The following is a 22,938-nucleotide window of genomic DNA, read 5'->3' on the forward strand; positions in this document are numbered from 1 at the left end:
GGTTTGGCGGGGTTCTCCGCGGGGTCCATCGAGGTATGGCGGTCGTGACCGACCACGACACGAGACCATCGTGTCGCGTCTGTTGGAATGTCAGTAAAGGATTGCAGTAATGGCACAGGGAACTGTGAAGTGGTTCAACGCGGAAAAGGGCTTCGGCTTCATCGCGCCTGATGAGGGGTCTGATGACGTGTTCGTCCACTACTCCGAGATCCAGGGCTCGGGATTCCGGACCCTCGAGGAGAACCAGCGCGTCGAGTTCGAGGTTGGTCAGGGCACCAAGGGCCCGCAGGCCACCGGCGTCCGCGCCGTCTAGGAGTCACCTCCTGCAAGCTGCGAAGCAAGCTTGAGCGAAGCCGCTCCCGGTCACCGTCAAGGTGGCCGGGAGCGTCTTTTTTGATGCCCTCCGGGGCGCGCGCATCGACCCCGGTGACGTGTTCACACAGTAATCTCGGTGATGTGGGCCAGCTGTCGTTCTTCTCGGCGCAGATCGACCGGCCCGCGTACGACGATCTCGCGGGGCTGTTGGCCGCGCACGGCCAGGCCGTCCGATCGGATTCCGGTACGCGGGTCTCGGTGGTCGTTGACGAACTCTGGCGTGCCCGCGCACTCGTCGAGGAGATCGCGGAGACCGGCGCCGCCGCGGAGATCGCCACCTCGGAAGAGGGCAGCCCGATCGCGCGGACCGCACATTCCCACGAACTCGACGAATTGCACCGGCGGTGGTCGTCCGGAGCGGTCAAGGCGATGCCCAAGGGGTGGGTGCCCTCGCCGCGCGCACTGCGCCTGTGGGCGATCGCGGCGGGCGAACCCGACGGCGACCGCTATCTCCTGGGACTCGACGCCCACGCGCCCGACACCCACGCCGTACTCGCCACCGCACTGATGCGGGTCGGTATCGCGCCCACGCTGGTGGGGACGCGCGGCCATTCACCCTCACTGCGGATCGCCGGGAAACGTCGCCTGACCCATCTGCTCGAATACGTGGGCGAACCGCCGGCCCAGCCCGGTGCCCATGCACACTGGCCGATGGTCCCCGGCTTCTGACACACCATTCGAACGGTCGAGGTCGAGACCGGCAAGAATCCGCTGACCTGGCGTTATCCGCCGCCCGATGCGCAATTTGTCACACTGGACCTTTACGAAGGGAATCCGGATGTGCAAACAGCGCTATATATAAGGTACAAACCTCAACGAGTGACGATGTGTCCGACCAGCGAGTCCGGACCCACGGCACCAGCAGCGAAAGCGAAGTAAGGACGCCCGGTGGCCGATACCAGCACCGCATCTCCCGCGACGGGGAGCCCGATCCGACGATTGGTCATCGTCGAGTCGCCGACCAAGGCCCGCAAGATCGCGGGGTACCTGGGGTCGAACTACGTCGTGGAGTCCTCCCGCGGTCACATCCGCGACCTTCCGCGTGGCGCTGCCGACGTCCCGGCCAAGTACAAGGGCGAGTCGTGGGCCCGTCTGGGCGTGAACGTCGACGACAACTTCGAGCCCCTCTATGTCGTCTCGGCCGACAAGAAGTCCACGGTGTCCGAACTCAAGTCGCTGATGCGCGACGTCGACGAGCTCTACCTCGCCACGGACGGTGACCGCGAGGGCGAGGCGATCGCCTGGCACCTGCTGGAAACCCTGAAGCCGAAGATCCCGGTCAAGCGGATGGTCTTCCACGAGATCACCGAGCCGGCCATCCGCGCCGCCGCCGAGAACCCGCGGGACCTCGACAACGATCTCGTCGACGCGCAGGAGACCCGCCGCATCCTCGACCGCCTCTACGGCTACGAGGTCTCCCCGGTGCTGTGGAAGAAGGTCATGCCGAAGCTCTCAGCGGGCCGTGTGCAGTCGGTGGCGACCCGCATCATCGTCGACCGTGAACGTGAGCGGATGGCGTTCGTGTCGGCCGACTACTGGGACATCGCCGCGACGATGGACGCCGGCGATGCCGCCTCCCCGTCCACCTTCTCGTCCCGTCTTGTCTCGGTCGACGACGCGCGCGTCGCCACGGGACGTGACTTCGACGCCCGGGGTGTGCTGAAGAAGTCCGACGGCGTGATCGTGCTCGACGGCACCCGGGCCACCAACCTGGCGAGCGCACTCGACCGCGCCGACATGACGGTGACCTCGGTGGAGGAGAAGCCGTACACCCGCCGTCCGTACGCACCGTTCATGACGTCGACGTTGCAGCAGGAGGCGGGCCGCAAGCTGCGCTTCTCCTCGGACCGCACCATGCGGATCGCGCAACGGCTGTACGAGAACGGCTTCATCACCTACATGCGTACCGACTCGACGACACTGAGCGAGTCGGCCATCAACGCCGCCCGCGCCCAGGCCCGGGAACTGTACGGCGAGTCGTTCGTGCACCCGACGCCCCGGCAGTACAACCGCAAGGTCAAGAACGCGCAGGAAGCCCACGAGGCCATCCGTCCGTCCGGCGAGTCCTTCCGGACGCCCGGGCAGGTCGCCAACCAGCTCGAGACCGATGAGTTCCGGCTCTACGAGCTGATCTGGCAGCGCACGGTCGCGTCGCAGATGGCCGACGCCAAGGGCACCACGATGAGCCTGCGGATCTCCGGTACCGCGACGTCGGGTGAGCGTTGCACGTTCGCCGCGTCCGGCCGCACGATCACCTTCCCCGGCTTCTTGTCGGCCTACGTCGAGACCGTCGACGAGCAGGTCGGCGGACAGGCCGACGATGCGGAGAACCGGCTGCCGCTGCTGACCGAGGGGCAGTCGCTGACCGCCACCGAGCTCACCGCCGACGGCCACTCCACCAACCCGCCCGCCCGTTTCACCGAGGCGTCGCTGGTCAAGGTGCTCGAGGAGCTCGGCATCGGCCGGCCGTCGACCTATGCGTCGATCATCGGCACCATCCAGGACCGCGGCTACGTGGTCAAGAAGGGCAACGCGCTGGTCCCGTCGTGGATCGCGTTCGCCGTCGTCGGGCTGCTCGAGGCGTACTTCGAGAACCTCGTCGACTACGACTTCACCGCGTCCCTGGAGGACGACCTCGACCAGATCGCCAGCGGCAACGCGAATCGCACGCGCTGGCTGACCGAGTTCTACTTCGGCGACAGCGCCGATACCGAGGGACACGAAGGATCGGAGGCATCCGGCTCCGACATCGCGAAGCACGGCGGGCTCAAGAAGCTCGTCGGCGTCAACCTCGAGGAGATCGACGCTCGCGAGGTCAACTCGATCCGCCTCTTCGACGACGAGGAAGGCCGCCCTGTCTACGTCCGGGTCGGTCGCTACGGTCCGTATCTCGAGCGCAATGTGGCTGCCGCAGGGGCGGAGCCCGATCTGCAGCGCGCCAACCTGCCCGCCGACATCACGCCGGACGAGCTGACCCTGGCCGTCGCGGAGAAGCTGTTCGCGACACCACAGGAGGGTCGTTCGCTCGGCGTCGATCCGGTGAGCGGCCACGAGATCGTCGCCAAGGAAGGTCGATTCGGTCCGTACGTCACCGAGATCCTCCCGTCGGACGACGACGGTGACGGCAGTGCGCCCGCGACCGTGCCCGCCGGACCGACCCCGCGCGACGGTGGCGGAGCCGGTGGTGGCGCCGGTGGTGGCGCCGAGGTGGTGCCCCTCGACGACGCGCCGGCCGGTGGTGGCACGGCGACCAAGACCGCCAAGAAGACGGCGAAGAAGGCAGCCAAGAAGGCAGGTCCCAAACCACGCACCGGTTCGCTCTTCAAGGCGATGGACATCGCGTCGGTGACCCTCGAGGACGCGCTCAAGCTGCTGTCACTGCCGCGTGTCGTCGGCGTCGACCCGGAGTCGGGCGACGAGATCACCGCCCAGAACGGACGCTACGGCCCGTATCTGAAGAAGGGCACCGACTCGCGGTCGCTGACCAGCGAGGAACAGCTCTTCGACATCACGCTCGACGACGCGCTCAAGATCTACGCCGAACCCAAGCGGCGTGGCCGGCAGGCTGCGGCGCCGCCGCTGCGGGAGCTCGGTACCGACTCGGTGAGCGAGAAGCCGATGGTGATCAAGGACGGCCGATTCGGGCCGTACGTCACCGACGGCGAGACCAACGCCAGCCTGCGCAAGGGTGACGAGGTCGCGACGATCACCAACGAGCGGGCGATGGAGTTGCTCGCCGACCGGCGTGCGCGGGGGCCGGCCAAGAAGGCGGCGAAGAAGACCGCCAAGAAGGCGCCGGCCAAGAAGGCGGCAGCCAAGAAGACGGCGGCCAAGAAGACGGCGGCCAAGAAGACGACGGCGAAGAAGACGGCCGCCACGAAGACCACGGCGAAGAAGACGGCCGCGAAGAAGGCCACGGACTGAGTCGAGTTCCCGGCCGACGACCCGCCGACCGAGCTGTCCCGCTGGTCGAGTACGACCGAGCTGTCCCGCTGGTCGAGTACGACCGAGCCGTCCCGCTGGTCGAGTACGACTGAGCCGCTAGGCGAGGGAGGTATCGAGACCACTTGTGCCGCACGAGGTCTCGATACGGTACTCGCCTAGCGGCTCGCACCTACTCGACCAGCGGATAGGCAGCTCGACCAGCGGCTCGCACCTACTCGACCAGCGGACGGCTCGCACCTACTCGACCAGCGGATAGGCAGCTCGACCACCCGTGCCGGCTCACGTCCCGACAGGCTCCAGCAGCGGCCGGGCCAGCAGGGTCTCGATGCCCCGTCCGCGCAGTTCCACACCCTCGCCGATATCCCAGTTCTCGGCCTCGGCCTGCGACGCGAGGAACACGGCGCGAGCGGAGCCGAGCACACGCGTCGGCTCGTCCTTCGCGAGTTCGGTGAGGCGGGCGGCCTCGTTCACCGGATCACCGATGACGGTGTACTCGAGGCGCTCCTCCGACCCGATGTGACCGGCGATGGCCTTGCCCGCGGAGACACCGATGCCGATGTCGGTGTCGCCGAGTGTGTGATAGAGCTCGGTCCGCAGTTCCCGGGCCGACGCGAGCGCACACCCCGCGAAATCCGCGAGGTCCAGGGGCGCGCCGAAGATCGCCAGGGCGGCGTCACCCTGGAACTTGTTGACGAATCCGCCGTGGCGGCCGACGACGGCGACCACGACCCGGAAGAACTCGTTGAGCAGTTCCACCACCTCGCGCGGCGGCCGGTTCACGGCCAGCCGTGTCGAGCCGACGATGTCGACGAACAGGACGCCGACGTAGCGTTCCTCGCCACCGAGCTCGGTGCCGGTCTCGATGGCCTTGCGGGCCACGTCCTCGCCGACGTAGCGGCCGAACAGGTTGCGCAGTTGCTGCCGTTCGCGGAGGTCGGCGACCATGTCGTTGAACCCGGCCTGCAACAGGCCGAGATCGCTGCCGTCGTAGATCTTCACCGCGACGTTGAGGTTGCCGTCGCTGACCTCGCTCTGGGCGCGGCGCAGCTGCTTGATCGGGTCGTTGATGGCGGCGACGACCCGCACGATCGCGATCACGCTGAACGCGAGAGCGGCGCCCGACATCCACAGGATGGGACGCTGCAGCCCTGCCGGATCGGTCTCGATCCAGCCGAGGCGCTGCATGGTGATCAGCCCGATGATCACCGCCAGCGGCGCGACCACGCTGATCACCCAGAACACCGCGATGCGGGTGGTGACGCTCGGCGCGACCGCGACGTCGGGGTCGTTCGCCATGGCGGCCACGGTGATCGGCCGCAGGACCTTCTCGGCCTGCATGTAGGAGAGGACGCAGGTCACCAGGGCGCCGATGGCGCTGGCCATCCCGACGATGAACGCGTCCTTGTGTGACACCGCGAAATTGACGAGGGTGAACAGCACCCCGCCGATCAGCCACAGGCCGGCGTTGACCACCGACAGCAGATAGGGGAGCTTGAGGGCTCGACGTCGGGCGTTCTCGTTGTCGAGCCGGGTGCGTCTTCGATGCCACACCAGCACCGGCAACGACAGCTGGATGCTGAGGAACGCTCCGACGAGCATCGCGACCACGAGATAGACCGCAAAGATGACCTGATTGAGCGCGGTGATCTCGTCGAGGCGGATCGAATCCTCCATCGGCATGCCGAATCGGAGGAAGGCGAACGTGAACAGCGCGCCGACGACATTCGCCCGGAGCATGTCCAGGGCAAGGATCGGCCACGGTGTGTGCACCAGCCAACGGCCCAGATGCAGGCCCTTTGACCACCGAGACCGACGTTCAATCACGTAACAACGGTAGCTGGCTGCTTGCAGTAGTTGAACACATGCTGGTCCGGGCGGGGCGTCCGAACAGCGCATTAGGCTGATCGTGTGACAAATGTCTTCGATCGGCTGATCGGCCAGGACGCGGTGGCCGACGAACTCCGCACCGCCGCCCGTGCCGCCCGCGCGGTGTCCGCACGGCTCGACGAGTCGGCCGCCGGTGCGATCTCCATGTTCGGAACCACCGACGACCCGGCGTCCGACGTCGTCGACGGGCAGTCCCGTGCGGCGATGACCCACGCCTGGCTGTTCACCGGCCCGCCGGGTAGCGGCCGGTCGGTGGCGGCGACGTGTTTCGCCGCGGCACTGCAATGCCAGGCCGACGAGATCGGTTGCGGCGAGTGCCGGGCGTGCGTGACGGCGATGGCGCAGACCCACGCCGACGTGCGGCATGTCATCCCGGAGGGGCTCAGTCTGTCGGTGCGGGAGGCACGTGACGTGGTGCAGGCCGCCGCGCGACGTCCCGGCACCGGACGGTGGCAGATCGTGGTGGTGGAGGACGCGGACCGGCTGACCGAGCAGGCCGCGAACGCCCTGTTGAAGGCCGTCGAGGAGCCGGCTTCCCGGACGGTGTTCCTGCTGTGTGCGCCGTCGGTCGATCCGGAGGACATCTCGGTGACGTTGCGGTCGCGGTGCCGGCACATCGCGCTGACGACGCCAGCGGTCGCCGACATCGAGCGTGTGCTGATCGACCGGGACGGAATCGAGCCGGAGCGTGCGGCGTGGGCGGCCGGTGTCTGCGGCGGCCACGTCGGCCGGGCCCGACGTCTCGCCACCGACGAGGACGCACGTGCCCAACGCGAGAAGGCCCTCGGACTCGCGAGGGCGGCCACCCGCGATTCCACCGCCTACGCCGCCGCGGAGGCGCTCGTCCGCTCGGCCGATGAGGCCGCCAAGGCCATCAGCGCGGAACTCGACGAGGCCGAGACCGACACGATGCGGACCGCACTCGGCGCGGGCGGCACCGGCAAGGGCACCGCCCGCCCTCCCCGGGGCACGGCGGGCGCGCTGAAGGAGCTGGAGAAGCGGCAGAAGTCGCGGGCCACCCGGGTGTCGCGCGACGTCCTCGACCGCGCCCTGGTGGACCTCGCCGCGCTGTTCCGCGACGCCCTGGTGGTGTCGGTGGGCGCACAGGTCACCGCGATGCATCCGGACAAGGCGGACGACATCGTGGCGCCGATGGCCGCTTTCGCGACGCCGGAGAAACTGCTGCGCTGTGTGGAGGCGGTACTGGACTGTCGGACCGCACTCGACGTGAACGTGAAACCCAAGTTCGCCGTCGATGCGATGGTGGCGACCATCGGATTGGCGATGAACAAAGGCCGCTGACCACCCGCGGTCGACTGATTCGCGATCGTCGGTGAGGGTTACGAGTCGTTAATCCCGCAGCAACACCGGGCTCCTAACGTCACTCGACGATGACATCCGACACGCCCTCGATTCCCGATGCGCCGCGCCCGCTCGGCACCGGGATCGACATCACCGGGCTGACCAAGACCTTCACCAGTCGTTCGGTGCGGGGCGCGACCACGGTCACGGCTCTCGACGACGTGTCGCTGCAGACCTCCGAGGGCTCGTTCCTCTCGCTGCTCGGCCCGTCCGGGTGCGGAAAATCCACTGTCCTAAGGATTCTCGCCGGCCTCGAGAGCCCGACGTCGGGGACCGTGCTGATGAACGGGCAGTCTCCGCAGGATCTGCAACGCGATCACGAGTTGGGCATCGCGTTCCAGGACTCGGCTTTGCTGCCCTGGCGGTCGGTCGAGTCCAACATCAAACTGCCCCTGCAGGTCGGCCGGGTGCCCGTCGACGAGGCGCTCGTCTGTGACCTCATCGAGCTCGTCGGGCTGAAGGGATTCGAGAAGGCGAAGCCGGCGACGCTCTCCGGTGGTATGCGGCAACGGGTTTCCATCGCGCGAGCGCTCGTGGTCCGGCCCACGACATTGCTGCTCGACGAGCCCTTCGGTGCCCTCGACGACATGACCCGGCAGCGGCTCAACGTCGAACTCCTGCGGATCTGGACCGAGAAGCCGGCAACCACCCTGATGGTGACGCACGGGATCGCCGAGGCGGTGTTCCTGTCCGACGTCGTCGCCGTGATGAGTCCACGGCCCGGCCGGGTGATCGAGATGGTGCCGATCGACCTGCCGCGACCCCGGGAACCCGAGATGATGCGGACGCCGGAGTTCCATGCCATCCATGATCATCTCTCCGGACTCCTGTTCGGGCGGACGGGATCCGACGGCCCAGGGGCCGTCGCGGAGGTCGCGGGTGGATAGTGGGGGAGGCGGCCGGTGGCAGGCCGGTGTTGCGGGGATCGTGGGGTTGATCGCACTCTGGTGGATCGCCGGTGCGCTGGAGTGGTTCCACGGCACCATTCCGACGCCGGGTGCGGTGTTGTCCACGATCGCCGACACGGGCGCGACGTTCTACGTCGAGAACTTCTCGGCGACGGTCGAACTCGCGTTCCGCGGATTCCTGTGGGGTAACGGGCTGGCGGTCGCGCTGGCGATCCTGGTGGTCCTCATCCCACCGGTCGAGGGTTTGGCGACCCAATTGGCGATCATCTCGTACTGCACGCCGATCATCGCGGTCGCCCCGATCATCCAGGTCGCCTTCGCCGAGGTGCAGACGATGATCGTGTTCCTCGCGGCGATCTCGGTGTTCTTCACGACGATGATCGGCACCCTGACCGGACTGCGGTCGCCGCACAAGGGGTCGCTCGACCTCGTGCGCGTGTACGGGGGCGGACGACTCGCGCAGCTGTGGCGGGTCCGGTCGGTGTCTGCGCTGCCGAATACGTTGGCGGCACTGAAGATCGCCGCGCCCGCCGCGGTGCTCGGGGCCGTGCTCGGCGAGTTCCTGGCGATGCCGGAGAAGGGCGCGGGCCCGGCGATGATCGTCGCCCAGCAACGCGGCGACATCCCCGAGGTCTGGGCGATCGCGTTGATCAGCGGTGCGATCGCCGGCGTCGGGTATGCGGTGGTGGCGGTGATCGCGCGGTTCGCGACGCGGTGGTCCGCGGGCACGGCGGTCCTGCGATGACGGCCGCCGGACTGTGGGGGATCGCGCGCTTCCTCGGTTCGCTCGCGCTGTCCTTCGTGCTGATCCTGGTCATCTGGTGGTTGTTCCTCCTCGCCTTCCCGGACATCGGACCGATCATCGGCCGGACCCCCGCCGACGTGTTCACCTATCTGTTCACCGCTCCCGATGCGGCCACCAACCGCGCCGAGATCTGCGGCAACCTCCGGATCACGTTGCAGGACGCGGCCATCGGATTCGTCGCGGGTATGGTGGCGGCCACTCTCACCGCGGCGCTGTTCGTGATGTCGCGCCCCGCGGCGCAGACCTTCATGCCCCTCGCGATGTTGTTGCGGTCGGTGCCGCTGGTCGCGATGACGCCGCTGATCACCCTCGTCGTCGGGCGTGGCGTGGCGGTGGTCGCGGTGATGGGCGGCATCGTGGTGTTCTTTCCTGCGCTGGTGATGATCATGACCGGACTCGCCAACGCCCCCAAGCAGATCGACGACGTCATCACCGTGTATGGCGGCAGCCGGCTGACCGCGCTGCACCGATCGGCGATCCCGTCCGCGGTGCCGTCGTTGTTCAGTGCCGCCAAGGTGTCGGTCCCGGGTGCGCTCGTTGGTGCCACCGTGGCCGAATGGTTGGGCACCAACCGGGGTTTGGGTGCCACCCTGCAGCAGGCGCTGCCCGCCGCGGCCTACGACGAACTGTGGGCCTCGGTCCTGGTCATCACCGTCGCGTCCATCGTGCTGTACGCGATCGTCGGCGTCGCCGAGGCCCTGGTACTGGCCCAGATGGGCATGCAACAGAACTGATCCGGGGCCGGTCCCCAGAAACGAAAGGGAACACATGAGCAACTTCGGTCGCGCCGCCTTCGATCGGCGGTCCTTCCTGCGGTACTCGATGATGGCCGGTGGCGCCGCGGGGACACTGGGCCTGACGGGTGCGCTCGCCGCGTGCAGCAGTGGGAGCAGCGACTCCGGTGGCGGTGCGTCGTCGACCAACCCCAAGGTTCAGCTGTCGTGGCAGAAGAACATCGAATTCGCCGGTGAATACTGGGCCTTGGAGAAGGGGTACTACGAGCAGGCCGGTGTGGGTACGCCCGAACTGCTCACCGGCGGTGGTGCGGGCACCGGGGTGGAGACCGGTCTGACGTCGAACAAGGTGTGGATCGGCATGACTGCACCGCAGCTGACCGCACCGGTGATCCTGCAGGGCGCCAAGCTCATGACGGTCGCGGCAACCTTCCAGAAGAACCCCTTCTGCATCGTGTCGTCGGCGCAACGGCCCATCACCACGCCGCAGGAGATGAAGGGCAAGAAGATCGGTGTGCAGGCCTCGAACGAGAACGTCTTCAAGGCGCTGCTCACCGCCAACAACATGTCCGAGTCGGACGTCCAGAAGATCACTGTGCAGTACGACCCGACCCCGCTGACCACCGGCGATGTCGACGGGTGGGTCAGCTACGTGACCAACGAGCCGATCACGTTGGCCGCCGGCGGGTTCCCGAACACCAACTTCCTGTTCGCCGACTTCAACCTCCCGCTGGTGGCCGAGACGCTGGTGGTGCGGCAGGAGACGATCGACAACGAGCGCGACAAGGTGAAGGCCTTCCTCAAGGCCGACATCCAGGGCTGGTACGACGCCGTGGCCGACCCGGCAGGCTCGGCGCGGCTCGCGGTCACCAAGTACGGCAAGGACCTCGGGCTCGAAGAAGGGGAGCAGACCAAGGAGGCCATCGCGCAGAACGGGCTCGTGGTGTCGGCGGACACCCAGGCCAACGGCCTGCTCACGATGACCGAAGCGCTGATCGACGAGAACATCGTCGCGCTCGAGAAGGCCGGCTACTCGCTGAAACCCGAGCAGATCTTCGACATGTCGTTGATCACCGAGGTCTACGCGGAGAACCCCGGACTCAAACGCTGATTCACGGCTGGGTCCGGTCGGTCTGCGTCGCGATGTCGAGGAGATCGCGGGCGGGCCCGCGCAGGGTGATGTTGGGGGACCATACCGCGCGCAGCGGGCGGACCATGCGCAGGCCGGCGACGTCGACCCGGACGAGACGGCCGGCCGCGATGTCGTCGTCGACCGACAACCGGGACAGCACCGCTGCGCCCGGCGAGGTCAGCACGGAGGCCCGGATCGCGGTGACCGACCGGAGCTCGATCAGGGGTTCTGCCGGGGTGACCCCCGAATCACGCAGTGCCGCTTCGAAGGTCACGCGTGTTCCGGAACCGGGTTCGCGCTGGATGAGCGGTGTGGCGGCCAGTTCGTCGAGGGCGACGGTCTGACCGTTCGCCCATCGGTGGCCGGGGGCGGCGACCACCACGAGCTCATCGCGAGACACCACCGTGCTGTCGAGATCGCCTGCCGGGCCGGGGCTCTCGATGAATCCGAGATCGGCGTCGCCGCCGTGGACCGTCTCGATCACCTCGGTCGAGTTCATCGGCCGAACGGAGATCTTCACGTCGCTGCGGTGTGCGAGCGTGCTGATCCAGGTCGGTACCAGGTATTCGGCCACCGTCTTCGATGCGGCGACCACCAGTGTCGCGTGCCGGGCTCCGACGAGGCTGTCGACGCCGGTCATGAATTGCGCGGCCCGCTCGACCAATGAGTTGGCCCATTCGAGTACCGCCATCCCGTTGGGGGTGACGTCGACGCCGCCGGCCGATCGGCTGAAGATCTCGACGCCCAATTCGCGTTCGACGCCGCGCACACGGGCGCTGACCGCTTGCTGGCTGATGCCCAGGTCGCGGGACGCCGCACCCATGCTGCCGAGCCGGGCCACCGTCACCACGACGTCGAGCGCGGCGACATCGGGCAGCCGGCGGGCGACCACGCCCGCTACTTCTCGGTCCCGGAACCGCCGCCCTCGGTGTCGTCGGAGCCGGTGTCCTCGTCGTCGCCGCTGTCGCCGTCACCGCTGTCGCCATTAGCGCTGTCGCCGTCGGCGGCCTCGTCCTCCTCGCGCAGGGCGTCGTACCCGTCGACGCCCTCGAGGACCGTCAGCTCCTGGTCGATCGCGGCGGACACGGCCCTGGCTTCCTCTTTGATCTTGTTGATGAAGTCCGACATCTCTGCTCCTCTTGCCCGCCTGACGGCCGTGCGAGCGGCCGATGGTCTCGTCACCACTATAAGGACAGGTGCGTGACGCGAATCACCAGAACCACCCGACCGGATCGCCCGTGTCCGTCGGTTCTCGACCGCCCGGGGGATAGTCGAACAGGCGTACGATCGGAGGTAGTCGAAGTGAACATCTGGCGGGTGTCGTCGGCGTCTTTCGGCCAACCTCACGGTTCACGATGTCGTGACCGGGTCAGGCGGACGGCCATGGAGATCACCACCCACATCGTCAACAGCCACCCCCGAAGTCGTTTGTTCGGCAGCACCGCCGAGTACCACCGCGCGCGTCCCGGGCACTCGACGAAGCCACGTGCCGTGGTCACCGGTATTCAGGAGCAGGACGCCACCCAGGTGTCCGGCGACGTGCTGGCGGAGTGGGACATCCTCTTTCACGGCGAGATCGAGGGCGCCACGATTCCGGCGGTAGGCGACGTGCTCGCCTACCGGACAGTGCGCCGCGCACGTCATTCGCGGACGACTTCCGTCGAAGGTGATGCCCACCCGGTGGTCCTGCTGGCGGAGGACGTTCCGTTCGCCGACGCCGAATCGGTCTGGCGTCGCGTACTCGAGTCGGCCGACCTGGGCGGGACGCTGTCGGATGTCCTGGCCGAATACCGGACCGGAGAGGTCTGAGCTGCTGTTGTTGATGGAGCCGCCCAGGGGAATCGAACCCCTGACCTATTCATTACGAGTGAATTGCTCTACCGACTGAGCTAGGGCGGCATGCTGCGCAAGGCAGCGCACACGAGTGTAGCGAGCGTGGTGTCGAGGACAAAACCGAGGGCCGCCCGAACTCTCACCCCGGATAGTCGTCACCGCACGGCACCCCGACCCGGTGCGCCGGATCCAGCGAGTTGCGCACCAACGCGGCCACGGTGGGCGAGTAGACCATGCCGAGATGACCGACCTCCGACCGCGGGCACACGTCCTGCACCCGGGTGTTGACGACGTTCGGCCCCGGGGACATCAGCGAGTTCTGCCAGGGCGTGACGATCTCGTCGTAGGTCGTGGCGAGGTTGACGTAGCTTATGCCCGGGTGTCGTGGACCCCAGTCGTTCTCGCCGGGCTGACGGTCCGCAGCGGGCAGGCGGTCGGTGATGGTGCTTGTCCGCGAGTAGCCGCGGTTCGGTGCGGAGATCCCCACGATCGTGTCGATCTGCGCCGCACGACCGGGCAGTTGGCTGACCAACTGGGCGATCGCGCCGCCCTGAGAATGTCCGACGAAGTCGACGGTGCGGGCGTGCGTCGCCGCCAGCACCCGGTCGACGAAGGCGGCGACCTGCCGGGCCGACCGGTCCTTGTTCCCCAGGCCGCCGACGTTGCCGCTCCAGCTCGTCTGCCCGTAGGTGAGGCTGAAGACGCAGTAGCCGGCGTTGGCCAGGGTGGGGGCGAGATACGCGAGGTTGGCGTCCTGATTCAGTGCGGTGCCGTGCAGCAGGATCACCGGGTCGCGACCGTACCGATCGCGACAGTCGAATCGGTTCGATCCGGCCGGCGAGGTGGTGGCGGGACGGCTGAAGCCGGTGGCGATCGCCTGATTGACGTCGGTGGTCACCGGGAAGGGTGCGGCCGAGGCCGGACCGCCGATCACCGTGGCCAACGCGGCCGAGACGACCATCAGGCCACTGATCAGTCCGAGACGTCGGAGCGCATGCTGCATGAGGTCATTCTGCCCCCGGCCGCCCCCGCCCGGCAGCGGTTCAGGCGGTCGCCAGATCGGGCGCGAGTTGGGTGAGCCGCACGCTGTTGCCCGACGGATCGCGGAAACCGGCGTCGATCCCGTAGGGACGTTGCTCCGGTGTCTCGGTGAACTCGACACCGCGGGCGGCGAGTTCGTCATAGGACGCCTGACAGTCGTCGGTGGTCAGGAACACCGTGCCGGCAAACCCTTTGGCGGTCAGGGCGGCGATCTCGTCCTGCGTTCCGGCGTCGATCATCGGCGGTCCGGGAATCGCCATCAGGACGATGGACACGTCCTCCTGCCCGGGCGGCCCGACGGTCAACCAGCGGAAGCCGCCCAGCTCGTCGAAGCTGACGTCCTGCCGGATCTCCATCCCGACCTTGCGGGTCCAGAATTCGAGGGCTGCGTCCTGGTCGTGGACCCAGAGCTGTGCGCTTGCGATACGAATCATGGTGATCGCCATTCCTTTTCAGATTCTCGTGTGAAGGGGATGCTGTGGTGATCACCACGCTAGGAGCCGGCGACGTCGTCGGTCTTCTTCCCCTGTGCTGTCTTGGCCTGAGCTGTCTTGGGGAGCGTCGCTCTGGCGGCGCGGGTCGTCGGGGCGGGGCGGGTGTAGAGCCGCATCACACACGTCGGGACCGGGACGAAGGCCTTCGCCGGCGGGAACGAGGTCCGATAGGCGGTCGGTGTCTTCCCGAAGGCCTTCGTGAAGCTCGTCGTGAACGAGCCGACGCTGGACAGCCCGACCGACATGCAGATGTCGGCCACCGATCGGTCCGTGTCGCGCAGCATCGCCGCGGCCCGCTCGAGCCGGCGGGTCTGCAGGTAGGCGTGCGGTGAATCGCCGAACGTGGCTGCGAACGCCCGGGTGAAGTGTGCCCTCGACAGCCCGGCGGCGGACGCCATGTCGTCGACGGTCAGCGATTCGGCGAACCGGGCATCGACGAGGTCCTTGGCGCGCAGCAGGTGGCGCGCCGGAGGCGGACTGGGCATGGATCGATTATGCGCCGGGTGGCGACAATTCACTCCGGATCCGACTCGAGCCGGGTCAGCAGCACCCGACCCCGTGGCGACAACTCGTACCCGACGTCGAGGCTGTGGGTCAGGCCGAGCTGCTTCAGCTTTCGGACGTCGAGCTTGAAATCGGGCCGATTCCTACCCAATTCGGCGGCGAGCTCCGTCGACACGACGGCGGGGCGTCGCGCGATGACGTCCAGCGTCGCACGTGTCCACGGACCGTGAGACGAGCGCGCGTCGAATCGGGCGAGGCGCGTCAGCAGGTCGTCGATGTCGTCGTCGGACAGGGCGTCGTCCTCACGCAACGCGATCCGGGGATCGGGTCCGGCCCATCGCAGACCGACGCGGAAGACCGGGTCGTCGGTACGGCGCAGTGCGGCGATCGCCTTGTCCGGCGAGGCGAATCCGGCACGGCGCGCGTCGTCGTCGGTGATGTCCGCGGCGGCGATCTGTTCGACGGAGACGATCTCGACGACCCCGGCGGAGCTGACGAACGTGGAGCCGACCTTGACGCGCGGGATCTTCCATCGACGGAAGGCCAGGTCGATGGAGCCATCTGCCACACCACGTGCAGTCTTGGCGGGGAGGAGCACAGCGACAGGGTACCGAGGATCGCGTTCCGGTCGTAGGGTCGAGGCATGACCGGATCCACCCGAACCCCAGTCAGCGCCGCGGCCGCGACCGAGGCGATCTCCGACCCGTGGCGGGTGCTCGCCGACACCCTCTACGCCGCGTACAAGACCGGTGGCATGGTGAAGGGTGGTGAGTTCGTCGCCCGGATCATCGACGCCGCCGAAGCCGTGCAGCATCACCCCGACATCGAGTTACGTTATGGCTCAGTTCATCTCGCATTGACGACGCACAGTGCGAATGCGCTGACGGAGGCCGACGTCGCTCTCGCGAACACGATCACGGGAATCGCCGCCGACCTCGGTCTCGAGGCGTTGCCGGCACCGCCCGCCCGGTTCGAACTGGGCATCGACGCCCTCGACATCGCCGCGATCAGGCCGTTCTGGAAGGCCGTCCTGGGTTACCGCGACGAGCCCGAGGAAACGTCGGTCGACCTCGCCGATCCGGCCGGCATCCTGCCGGGAGTCTGGTTCCAGCAGATGGACGGGCCCCGACCCGAGCGCAACCGCATCCACGTCGACCTCTGGGTCCCGCACGATGTGGTCGAGGACCGGATCGCGGCCGCCCTGCAGGCCGACGGCCAGTTGCTCACCGATGAGTTCGCACCCGAATGGTGGGTCCTCGCCGACCCCGAGGGCAACGAGATCTGCCTGTGTACCTGGCAGAACCGTGACTGACCTACTGACATCGGCCCCCTCAGGTGCCGCCGAGGGGATATCCCCCGGACCGCCCTGACGGGGCCGATCTCAGCAGTGAACGGTCGGACTCAGGCCAGGCCCTCCGCGTGCGCAGCGGCGGCGACCGCGGCCGCGACGGCGGGGGCGACCCGCTGATCGAGTGGGCTCGGGACGATCCGGTCCGGCCGGATGTCATCCGAGGCGACCGAGAAGATGGCTTCTGCCGCAGCGAGTTTCATGCGCTCGGTGATACGTCGTGCGCCTGCGTCGAGAGCTCCGGCGAACACGCCCGGGAAGGCGAGCACGTTGTTGATCTGGTTCGGGAAGTCGCTGCGGCCGGTCGCGACGATCGCGGCGTGCTTCGCGGCGACGGTCGGATGGATCTCCGGGTCCGGGTTGGACAGCGCGAACACGATCGCATTGTCGGCCATCGACGCGATCAGCGACTCGTCGATCTTGCCCGCGGAGACACCGAGGAAGACGTCGGCGCCGGCCAACGCCTCGGCGGGGCCGCCGCCGAGACTGCGCGGGTTGGTCCGCTCGGCAAGTTCCTGCTTGATCTCGTTCAGGTCGTCGCGGTGGAAGCTGACGATGCCCTTGGAGTCGAGCACCACGACGTCGGTGACCCCGGCGTGACCGAGGATGTTCGCGCACGCCACACCTGCGGCGCCGGCACCCGAGATGACCACCTTGAGGTCACGCAGATCGCGATTCTGTTGGGCCATCGCACCCTTCAGGGCGGCGAGCACCACGATCGCGGTGCCGTGCTGGTCGTCGTGCATGACCGGGCAGTCGAGGGCCTCGATGACCCGTCGTTCGATCTCGAAGCAGCGCGGTGCGGAGATGTCCTCGAGGTTGACCGCGCCGAAGCTGGGACGCAGCCGGATCAGGGTCTCGACGATCTCGTCGGGGTCCGTGGTGTCCAGCACGATCGGGATCGAGTTCAGGCCGGCGAAGGTGCGGAAGAGCGCGGATTTGCCTTCCATCACCGGCAGCGACGCGCGCGGGCCGATGTCGCCGAGGCCCAGGACCGCGGTGCCGTCGCTGACCACCGCGACGAGCCGGTCGGTCCAGGTGTACTTGTTCACCAGTTCGGCTTCGTTGTCGATGGCCCTGGACACCTGCGCCACGCCGGGCGTGTAGGCGATCGACAGATCGCGCTGGGTGTCGATGGGGGAACGCAACTCCACCGAGAGCTTGCCGCCGAGATGAGCCAAGAAGATCTCTTCGTCGGTGATCGGCAACTCGGCGATCGTCGGCTCGTCTAACGGAGCTCCCGCCGTGTCGTGGGTCGGGGCGTTGTCTGCCGTGCTGGCCACTGTTCCTCCTGCGTAACCCGCATCGTCGCTGAGCGGGTATGACGGTGGCGCCACGTCGGCGGGGCGCCCGAAATCCCTGTTGTCACAACTACCGGTCCCGGCGACGCGGGTGGATGCACCCCGGTCGTGCCGCGTACCGCCGCGTCCGGATGACGGATGAACCTGGGCGCGGAACCTCGTCAGTATCCACCCGCATCAGCGGCCGGATCAAGGTGCCCCCCGATTGATCGTTCGGTTCGATAAGATACAACTTGTGTCTATGTTGGATGCCACCCGGGAATCGGCTGCTGAACGCGTATATCGCGAGGTCAAGGACCAAATCCTCACAAACGAGATCGCCGGCGGTGAGCTCATCAGTGAGGGCGATGTCGCGTCGCGATGTGCCGTCAGCCGCACTCCGGTCCGCGAGGCGTTCCTGCGTCTGGAGTCCGAGGGATGGATGCGTCTGTACCCCAAGCGGGGTGCCCTGGTGGTGCCGATCACCGATCGTGAGGCCCGCGATGTCGTCGAGGCCCGGCTGCTTCTCGAGGGCCACGCCGTGGGCTCCGTCGTCGCCGACGAGGCGGCGCGCGAGGCACTCGCCAGGGCGCTGACCGCGAACCTCGCGGCCCACGCCGCCGCCGACCCCGGGGACGTCGCCGAGTTCTCCCGGATCGACGCCGAGTTCCACCAGCTGATCGTCGCCGCCGGCGACAATCCGTTGCTCGCCGACTTCTTCACCGGCCTCGGTGAACGACATCGCCGGATGACCACGGCGAGCGTCCATCGCGACACCACCGTCGCCACCCGTATCCTGGCCGACCATCGTTCGCTGCTGTCGGCCATCCGACACGGCGACGCGGAGTCCTTCGCAACCGGGCTCGCCGAGCACCTCGCCGGCGTGCACGACCTCCGGTCGGGGGTTCGACGATGAGTGTGCAGACCGCTGAACTCACGACCCCGACACCCGATCGGCCGGGCGCGCGCTGGCTCCCGGTCTCGATGGCCGTCTTCGCGGCGGCGTGGGGTGGCAACGAGTTCACCCCGTTGCTGGTGATGTACCGACAGGACGGCGGGCTGTCCGCGGTCGCGGTGGACAGCCTGCTGTTCACCTACGTGCTGGGTATCGTGCCCGCGCTCGTGATCGGCGGTCCGCTGTCGGATCGCCTCGGGCGACGGCCGTTGATGCTGCCCGCACCGGTCTTCGCCGCGCTGGGTTCACTCCTGCTCGCCCTAGGGCCGCACTCGCTCGCGTTGCTCAGCGTCGGGCGGGTGGCCAGCGGCGTCGCGCTGGGTCTGTCGATGGCCGTCGGCGGAAGCTGGATCTCCGAGATCAGCAAGCGTGACGGCGCGGGGGCGGCGGCCGGGGCACGTCGCGCCGCGATGAGCCTGACCGCCGGTTTCGGCGTCGGCGCGGGACTCGCGGCCGTGCTCGCGCAGTGGGGTCCGTGGCCGACGGTCACCCCGTATGCGGTCAACATCGCGGTCGCCGTCGGTGCGCTGGTCTGGCTCACCCGTACGCCGGAGACCCGCGCGCGACCGGCCGAGCCCGGCCGGCTCCTCGACGACCTCCGGATCCCGGGAGTCGCGCACCGACGGTTCCTGTTCGTCGTGCTGCCCGTGGCGCCGTGGGTCTTCGGGGCCTGCGCGTCGGCATATGCCGTCATCCCGGCGCTGATGGCGGTGCGTACGTCCGGTGCGTCGATCGCGTTCGCCGGGCTGTGCTGTGTCCTCGGCCTGGCCGCCGGTTTCGGCATCCAGTCCCTGGGTCGCCGCATCGACGACCCGGACGGCGTGCGCGGGGTCGTGCTCGCGTTGACCGTCCTCGCCGCGGGCATGGCGCTCGCCGCAGCGGCCGCCGCCGCGCTGACGATCTGGCTCTCGCTGGTCGCCGCCGCCGTGCTGGGGTGCGGCTACGGCATGGCCATGATCTCGGGTCTGCTCGAGGTGCAGCGCATCGCCGGACCCGACAACCTGGCCGGCCTCACCGCGGTCTTCTACAGCGCCACCTACCTCGGGTTCGCGGTGCCGGCAGTACTCGCCTGGGTCTCGGAGACCTACGCGTCGGTGACCTATCCGATGATGTTCGGCATCGGGGTCGTCGCGGCGGCGGTGTGTCTGATCGTCGTCGTCGCCGCACACCGGATCGATCGGCGGACCGGCACCGACCGGTAACCTCATCGTGGTTCACCACGATGCGGGAGGTTTCAGGCGATGATGCTGGGGGCGTGGGTCACCGTGGTCACGGCCCTGGTTCTGGTGATACCCGGTGCGCTGGTCGGGCGTCGGATGGCCCTGCCGTGGCCGGTGGCGATCGCGGCCGGACCGCCGATCACCTTCGCCATCGTCAGCGTCTTCACCGTTCTCTACTCGGCCATCGGCTTCGAATGGAATGCCGTCACCGCCCTGCTGGCGCTGGTGATCACCCTGCTCGGCGCGTGGGCGTACGCCGCGCTGCTGCGTATCCGCCGGCTGCGCCACCTCGCCCCGGAGCCGGGTCCCGACGACGATCCGCCGCTGAGCGGCCGCGCCGCACTGCAGTTGGTGGGCGGGGTGGGCGTCGGTGCGGTGATCATCGCGATCACCTGCATCCGCCCGCTGGTCAACACCGCGTTCGCCGGGCTGAACAACATCTCCCAGGTGTGGGATTCGCTCTGGCATGCGAGCTCGCTGCGCTGGATTCACGAGACCGGGATCGGCTCGGCGCTGCGCATGGGTGAGCTGATGAACTACGACACCCACGGCTTCAACTACTACCCGAACACGTGGCACGCCCTCGGCGCCGTCCTGTTCCCCCTGACCGGGGCCAACCCGGTCGAGCTCTACAACAGCTATTCGCCTGCCGTGCTCGCCATCACCGTGCCGTTCGGGGTCGCGTCGCTGGCCTACTGGTTCGCCCGGCACCGCTTCGACACCTCCCGCTCCGCATTCCTCGCCGGGTCGGCCGCCGCGGTGTCCGCGCTGTTCCCGTCGCTGCCCTACGTCGAGATCCAGTTGACGTCGGTGCCCAACGCGGTCGGCGTCTCCATCGCGCCCATCGCCGCGGTCCTGGTGATCAGTGCGGTCCGCGACCGCCGCCGCGTCCTGCCGGCCGCTGTCGCGCTGGCCGGGGTCACCGCGACCCATCCGTCGGGCCTGATCCTCGCCGGCGTGATCGTCGGACTGTGGTGGGTGTGCGAGGGCCTGTGGCGCCCCGCGTACGGGCGCCTGCGCGATCTGGGCACCTTGGTCATCACCGGGGCGATCACGGTGGTGGGCATCGCGCCGGTCGTCCTGGGCACGATCCGCGTCGCCGACACCAACGAGCTGCCGTTCTTCGACTTCCGCGAAGAAGGGGTCGGCATGGTGAAGGGCCTGGCGCAGGCCGCCTTCAACGGCACCATCCCCCTCGAGAAGCACTACCCGTTGTGGGGTCTGATCCTGCTCACCCTCATCGGGCTCGGTGTGCTGGCGTGGATGCGCGCCTGGGCCGGTCTGGCGGGCTGGCTGGTCTTCGTGCTGGTGACCGCGAACTCGGTGGTCGCCCTGGGTGTCCTGTCCTATCCGCTCGGCGCCATCGGCGGCTATTTCTACAATTCACCGCACCGCTTGACCTTCGTGGTCGCGCTGTTCTCCGCGGCGGCGGCCGGGATCGCGCTCGGTGCGATCGCCCTCGGTGCGGCGAAGGTGTTGTCGCGCATCATCTCCCGGGAACCGTCGCCCGTCCCCGCCCGCTCGGCGCGTTGGGTGGTCCCGACGGCGTTCGCGGTGCTGCTGGTGGTCGTCGCCGGCGCGGGGGTGTGGCGCTACCCGGCGGACGCCCAGATCGCGTCCAAGGAGCGCGGCGGCAAGTACATCGGCCCCGACGACCTCGCCGCCTATCACTGGCTCGACGGGCAGCCCGGCGCCCACGACACGCTGGTCCTCAACAATCTCGATCAGGGCACCGGCTGGATCTACCCGGTCACCGGGCTCACGCCGATGTTCCCGTTCTATCGGGCCAACGAGTTCTCCCAACGACAGCGCGACCTCTACTGGGGTGTCTCGCAGATCGGTGCCGACCCGCACATCGACCAGATCGTGCGAGACATGAACGTGCACTACGTCATCGACAGCCCGCCCAGCTACTGGCCGTTCCAGAACGGGGTGCCCGACCCGGAGAACGGGGTCCAGGGCGACCCGTTCCTCGCCCTGCGTCAGCACGGTGCGCCGGGGCTCACGCCGGTGTTCCGGCAGGGCAACGTGACGATCTACCGGGTCAACGACTCGGTGCTCACTCAGGCGTCCGGGTAGCCGTCCGGGTTCTGCGACTGCCACCGCCAGGTGTCGGCGCACATGTCGTCGATGGTCTTGGTCGCGTACCAACCCAGCTCGGTGTTCGCCTTGGACGGATCCGCGTAGGAGGCGGCGATGTCGCCGGCGCGGCGGGGTGCGATCTCGTACGGGATCGGCCGGCCACTCGCCCGCTCGAATGCCCCGATCACCTGCAGCACCGAGACGCCTTGTCCGGTACCGAGATTCCAGATCGACATGGGATCCGAACCGGCGCTGATCCGGTCCAGTGCGGCGACATGTCCGGCGGCGAGGTCCTCGACGTGGATGTAGTCGCGCACGCCGGTGCCGTCGGGGGTGTCGTAATCGTCGCCGAACACCGACAGCTTCGCGCGGCGTCCGACCGCCACCTGCGCGACGAACGGCATCAGGTTGTTCGGGATACCGCTGGGGTCCTCGCCGATGTCACCGCTCGCATGGGCGCCGACCGGGTTGAAATAGCGCAGCGCGGCGATCCGCCACCGGTCGTCGCTCGCCGCGACGTCGGAGAGGATCTGCTCGATCATCACCTTGGTCCACCCGTACGGGTTGGTGGCCGATGTCGGCAGATCCTCGGTCATCGGCAGTCGCGGCCGCGCACCGTAGACAGTCGCCGACGACGAGAACACCAGGGTGCGGACGTCGTGCCTGGCCATCGCCCGCAGCAGCGAGAACGTGCTGTCCAGGTTGTTCTGGTAGTAGTCGAGCGGCTTGCTCACCGATTCGCCGACGGCCTTGAAGCCGGCGAAATGGATGACCGCGTCGATCCGGTCGTGGGCGAACAGCCGTTCGGTCTTGTCGACATCGGTGAGGTCGAACGAGTGGACCGGGATCGACGTACCGGCGAGCGCCTCCAGCCGACCGATCACGGTCGGCTTGGCGTTGCTGAAGTCATCGACCACCACGACGTCGTGACCGGCCTCGGCGAGCCGGATGACCGTATGTGAACCGATGTAGCCGGCGCCGCCGCTGACGAGTACTCGCATACCGACCACGGTATTCGCCGACGCTGATGGTT

22 protein-coding genes and 1 tRNA gene are annotated in these 22,938 nt (G+C 68.1%); 13 read left to right on the top strand and 10 right to left on the bottom strand.

All coding sequences use genetic code 11. From position 1 onward, the window contains the following. Positions 1–109 precede the first annotated feature (109 nt). From D7316_RS19995 to topA, 3 genes are all read left to right on the top strand, one after another. Positions 110–313 carry a cold-shock protein gene (locus D7316_RS19995; protein WP_004022110.1) on the top strand — a complete coding sequence of 68 codons (204 nt, stop codon included), beginning with the start codon at positions 110–112 and terminating at the stop codon, positions 311–313. 143 nt (positions 314–456) lie between these two features. Next, the gene (locus tag D7316_RS20000) at positions 457–1,044 is read left to right on the top strand and encodes a hypothetical protein (protein ID WP_124709809.1); all 588 of its coding nucleotides are present in this window, start codon (positions 457–459) and stop codon (positions 1,042–1,044) included. A gap of 219 nt (positions 1,045–1,263) precedes the next feature. Further along, positions 1,264–4,299, top strand: coding sequence for a type I DNA topoisomerase (gene topA, locus D7316_RS20005; protein WP_124709810.1), 3,036 nt, complete (start codon positions 1,264–1,266; stop codon positions 4,297–4,299). 300 nt (positions 4,300–4,599) lie between these two features. Here topA and D7316_RS20010 read toward each other — a convergent pair whose 3' ends face one another. Continuing rightward, complete coding sequence (locus D7316_RS20010) at positions 4,600–6,057, bottom strand: adenylate/guanylate cyclase domain-containing protein (RefSeq protein ID WP_232017209.1); 1,458 nt, start codon at positions 6,055–6,057, stop codon at positions 4,600–4,602. 171 nt (positions 6,058–6,228) lie between these two features. Here D7316_RS20010 and D7316_RS20015 point away from each other — a divergent pair, with 171 nt between their 5' ends. From D7316_RS20015 to D7316_RS20035, 5 genes are all read left to right on the top strand, one after another. Further along, positions 6,229–7,509, top strand: a complete 1,281-nt coding sequence (locus D7316_RS20015) for a DNA polymerase III subunit delta' (protein ID WP_124709811.1) — start codon at positions 6,229–6,231, stop codon at positions 7,507–7,509. Between the two features lie 89 nt (positions 7,510–7,598). Then, on the top strand, positions 7,599–8,456 hold the full coding sequence (locus D7316_RS20020) for an ABC transporter ATP-binding protein (protein WP_124709812.1): 858 nt from the start codon (positions 7,599–7,601) through the stop codon (positions 8,454–8,456). Beyond that, entirely contained in the window at positions 8,449–9,222 is a 774-nt protein-coding gene (locus D7316_RS20025) for an ABC transporter permease (protein WP_232016993.1), read from the top strand. The genes D7316_RS20020 and D7316_RS20025 overlap by 8 nt, the downstream gene beginning before the upstream one ends. Further along, positions 9,219–10,016: an ABC transporter permease gene (locus D7316_RS20030; RefSeq protein ID WP_124709814.1), complete on the top strand. Its 798-nt coding sequence runs from the start codon at positions 9,219–9,221 to the stop codon at positions 10,014–10,016. Before D7316_RS20025 ends, D7316_RS20030 begins: the two co-directional genes overlap by 4 nt. Positions 10,017–10,050: 34 nt before the next feature. Further along, entirely contained in the window at positions 10,051–11,127 is a 1,077-nt protein-coding gene (locus tag D7316_RS20035) for an ABC transporter substrate-binding protein (protein ID WP_124709815.1), read from the top strand. Between the two features lies 1 nt (position 11,128). Here the strand turns inward: D7316_RS20035 and D7316_RS20040 are convergent, their stop codons facing one another. Together D7316_RS20040 and D7316_RS20045 are read right to left on the bottom strand one after the other, a co-directional pair. Further along, on the bottom strand, positions 11,129–12,040 hold the full coding sequence (locus tag D7316_RS20040) for a LysR family transcriptional regulator (protein ID WP_124709816.1): 912 nt from the start codon (positions 12,038–12,040) through the stop codon (positions 11,129–11,131). Between the two features lie 5 nt (positions 12,041–12,045). Then, entirely contained in the window at positions 12,046–12,276 is a 231-nt protein-coding gene (locus tag D7316_RS20045; RefSeq protein ID WP_124709817.1) for a hypothetical protein, read from the bottom strand. A 255-nt stretch (positions 12,277–12,531) separates the two neighbouring features. On the opposite strand from D7316_RS20045, the gene D7316_RS20050 reads away from it, so the two are divergent. After that, positions 12,532–12,957 carry a hypothetical protein gene (locus D7316_RS20050; protein ID WP_124709818.1) on the top strand — a complete coding sequence of 142 codons (426 nt, stop codon included), beginning with the start codon at positions 12,532–12,534 and terminating at the stop codon, positions 12,955–12,957. A 14-nt stretch (positions 12,958–12,971) separates the two neighbouring features. Here the strand turns inward: D7316_RS20050 and D7316_RS20055 are convergent. The 5 genes from D7316_RS20055 to D7316_RS20075 form a co-directional block, all read right to left on the bottom strand. Continuing rightward, positions 12,972–13,047: transfer RNA gene (locus tag D7316_RS20055), tRNA-Thr, on the bottom strand. A gap of 73 nt (positions 13,048–13,120) precedes the next feature. Next, the gene (locus D7316_RS20060; RefSeq protein ID WP_408610076.1) at positions 13,121–13,942 is read right to left on the bottom strand and encodes an esterase/lipase family protein; all 822 of its coding nucleotides are present in this window, start codon (positions 13,940–13,942) and stop codon (positions 13,121–13,123) included. An 82-nt stretch (positions 13,943–14,024) separates the two neighbouring features. Then, a complete protein-coding gene (locus D7316_RS20065; protein WP_124709820.1) occupies positions 14,025–14,456 on the bottom strand; it encodes a VOC family protein in 432 nt (143 codons plus the stop codon). A gap of 59 nt (positions 14,457–14,515) precedes the next feature. Further along, the gene (locus D7316_RS20070; protein WP_124709821.1) at positions 14,516–15,001 is read right to left on the bottom strand and encodes a helix-turn-helix domain-containing protein; all 486 of its coding nucleotides are present in this window, start codon (positions 14,999–15,001) and stop codon (positions 14,516–14,518) included. A gap of 29 nt (positions 15,002–15,030) precedes the next feature. After that, positions 15,031–15,618: a hypothetical protein gene (locus tag D7316_RS20075; RefSeq protein ID WP_124709822.1), complete on the bottom strand. Its 588-nt coding sequence runs from the start codon at positions 15,616–15,618 to the stop codon at positions 15,031–15,033. A gap of 45 nt (positions 15,619–15,663) precedes the next feature. Here D7316_RS20075 and D7316_RS20080 point away from each other — a divergent pair, with 45 nt between their 5' ends. After that, on the top strand, positions 15,664–16,332 hold the full coding sequence (locus D7316_RS20080; RefSeq protein WP_124709823.1) for a VOC family protein: 669 nt from the start codon (positions 15,664–15,666) through the stop codon (positions 16,330–16,332). A gap of 89 nt (positions 16,333–16,421) precedes the next feature. Here D7316_RS20080 and D7316_RS20085 read toward each other — a convergent pair whose 3' ends face one another. Further along, positions 16,422–17,651 carry an NAD(P)-dependent malic enzyme gene (locus tag D7316_RS20085; RefSeq protein WP_124709824.1) on the bottom strand — a complete coding sequence of 410 codons (1,230 nt, stop codon included), beginning with the start codon at positions 17,649–17,651 and terminating at the stop codon, positions 16,422–16,424. A 259-nt stretch (positions 17,652–17,910) separates the two neighbouring features. Between D7316_RS20085 and D7316_RS20090 the strand changes: the two genes are divergently transcribed. Genes D7316_RS20090 through D7316_RS20100 form a run of 3 tightly spaced genes read left to right on the top strand, consistent with a single transcriptional unit; the run spans position 17,911 to position 21,902 of the window. Next, positions 17,911–18,564: a GntR family transcriptional regulator gene (locus D7316_RS20090; protein WP_124711461.1), complete on the top strand. Its 654-nt coding sequence runs from the start codon at positions 17,911–17,913 to the stop codon at positions 18,562–18,564. Next, positions 18,561–19,805, top strand: coding sequence for an MFS transporter (locus D7316_RS20095; protein ID WP_124709825.1), 1,245 nt, complete (start codon positions 18,561–18,563; stop codon positions 19,803–19,805). Before D7316_RS20090 ends, D7316_RS20095 begins: the two co-directional genes overlap by 4 nt. Positions 19,806–19,844: 39 nt before the next feature. Then, positions 19,845–21,902, top strand: coding sequence for a DUF6541 family protein (locus D7316_RS20100; RefSeq protein WP_124709826.1), 2,058 nt, complete (start codon positions 19,845–19,847; stop codon positions 21,900–21,902). On the opposite strand, the gene galE is transcribed toward D7316_RS20100, so the two are convergent. Further along, the gene (gene galE / locus D7316_RS20105; protein WP_124709827.1) at positions 21,887–22,906 is read right to left on the bottom strand and encodes a UDP-glucose 4-epimerase GalE; all 1,020 of its coding nucleotides are present in this window, start codon (positions 22,904–22,906) and stop codon (positions 21,887–21,889) included. The genes D7316_RS20100 and galE overlap by 16 nt on opposite strands. Positions 22,907–22,938 lie beyond the last annotated feature (32 nt).

It is taken from the genome of Gordonia insulae, assembly GCF_003855095.1.
Lineage (GTDB): Bacteria > Actinomycetota > Actinomycetes > Mycobacteriales > Mycobacteriaceae > Gordonia > Gordonia insulae.

Bases quoted from the DNA above. Each gene is read 5' to 3' on its own strand.
- D7316_RS20100 (WP_124709826.1), top strand. From the start codon at position 19,845: ATGATGCTGGGGGCGTGGGTCACCGTGGTCACGGCCCTGGTTCTGGTG.
- D7316_RS20035 (WP_124709815.1), top strand. From the start codon at position 10,051: ATGAGCAACTTCGGTCGCGCCGCCTTCGATCGGCGGTCCTTCCTGCGG.
- galE (WP_124709827.1), bottom strand. From the start codon at position 22,906: ATGCGAGTACTCGTCAGCGGCGGCGCCGGCTACATCGGTTCACATACG.
- D7316_RS20095 (WP_124709825.1), top strand. From the start codon at position 18,561: ATGAGTGTGCAGACCGCTGAACTCACGACCCCGACACCCGATCGGCCG.
- D7316_RS20030 (WP_124709814.1), top strand. From the start codon at position 9,219: ATGACGGCCGCCGGACTGTGGGGGATCGCGCGCTTCCTCGGTTCGCTC.
- D7316_RS20090 (WP_124711461.1), top strand. From the start codon at position 17,911: ATGTTGGATGCCACCCGGGAATCGGCTGCTGAACGCGTATATCGCGAG.
- D7316_RS20010 (WP_232017209.1), bottom strand. From the start codon at position 6,057: ATGCTCCGGGCGAATGTCGTCGGCGCGCTGTTCACGTTCGCCTTCCTC.
- D7316_RS20065 (WP_124709820.1), bottom strand. From the start codon at position 14,456: ATGATTCGTATCGCAAGCGCACAGCTCTGGGTCCACGACCAGGACGCA.
- D7316_RS20080 (WP_124709823.1), top strand. From the start codon at position 15,664: ATGACCGGATCCACCCGAACCCCAGTCAGCGCCGCGGCCGCGACCGAG.
- D7316_RS20045 (WP_124709817.1), bottom strand. From the start codon at position 12,276: ATGTCGGACTTCATCAACAAGATCAAAGAGGAAGCCAGGGCCGTGTCC.
- D7316_RS20060 (WP_408610076.1), bottom strand. From the start codon at position 13,942: ATGGTCGTCTCGGCCGCGTTGGCCACGGTGATCGGCGGTCCGGCCTCG.
- D7316_RS20020 (WP_124709812.1), top strand. From the start codon at position 7,599: ATGACATCCGACACGCCCTCGATTCCCGATGCGCCGCGCCCGCTCGGC.
- D7316_RS19995 (WP_004022110.1), top strand. From the start codon at position 110: ATGGCACAGGGAACTGTGAAGTGGTTCAACGCGGAAAAGGGCTTCGGC.
- D7316_RS20050 (WP_124709818.1), top strand. From the start codon at position 12,532: ATGGAGATCACCACCCACATCGTCAACAGCCACCCCCGAAGTCGTTTG.
- D7316_RS20070 (WP_124709821.1), bottom strand. From the start codon at position 15,001: ATGCCCAGTCCGCCTCCGGCGCGCCACCTGCTGCGCGCCAAGGACCTC.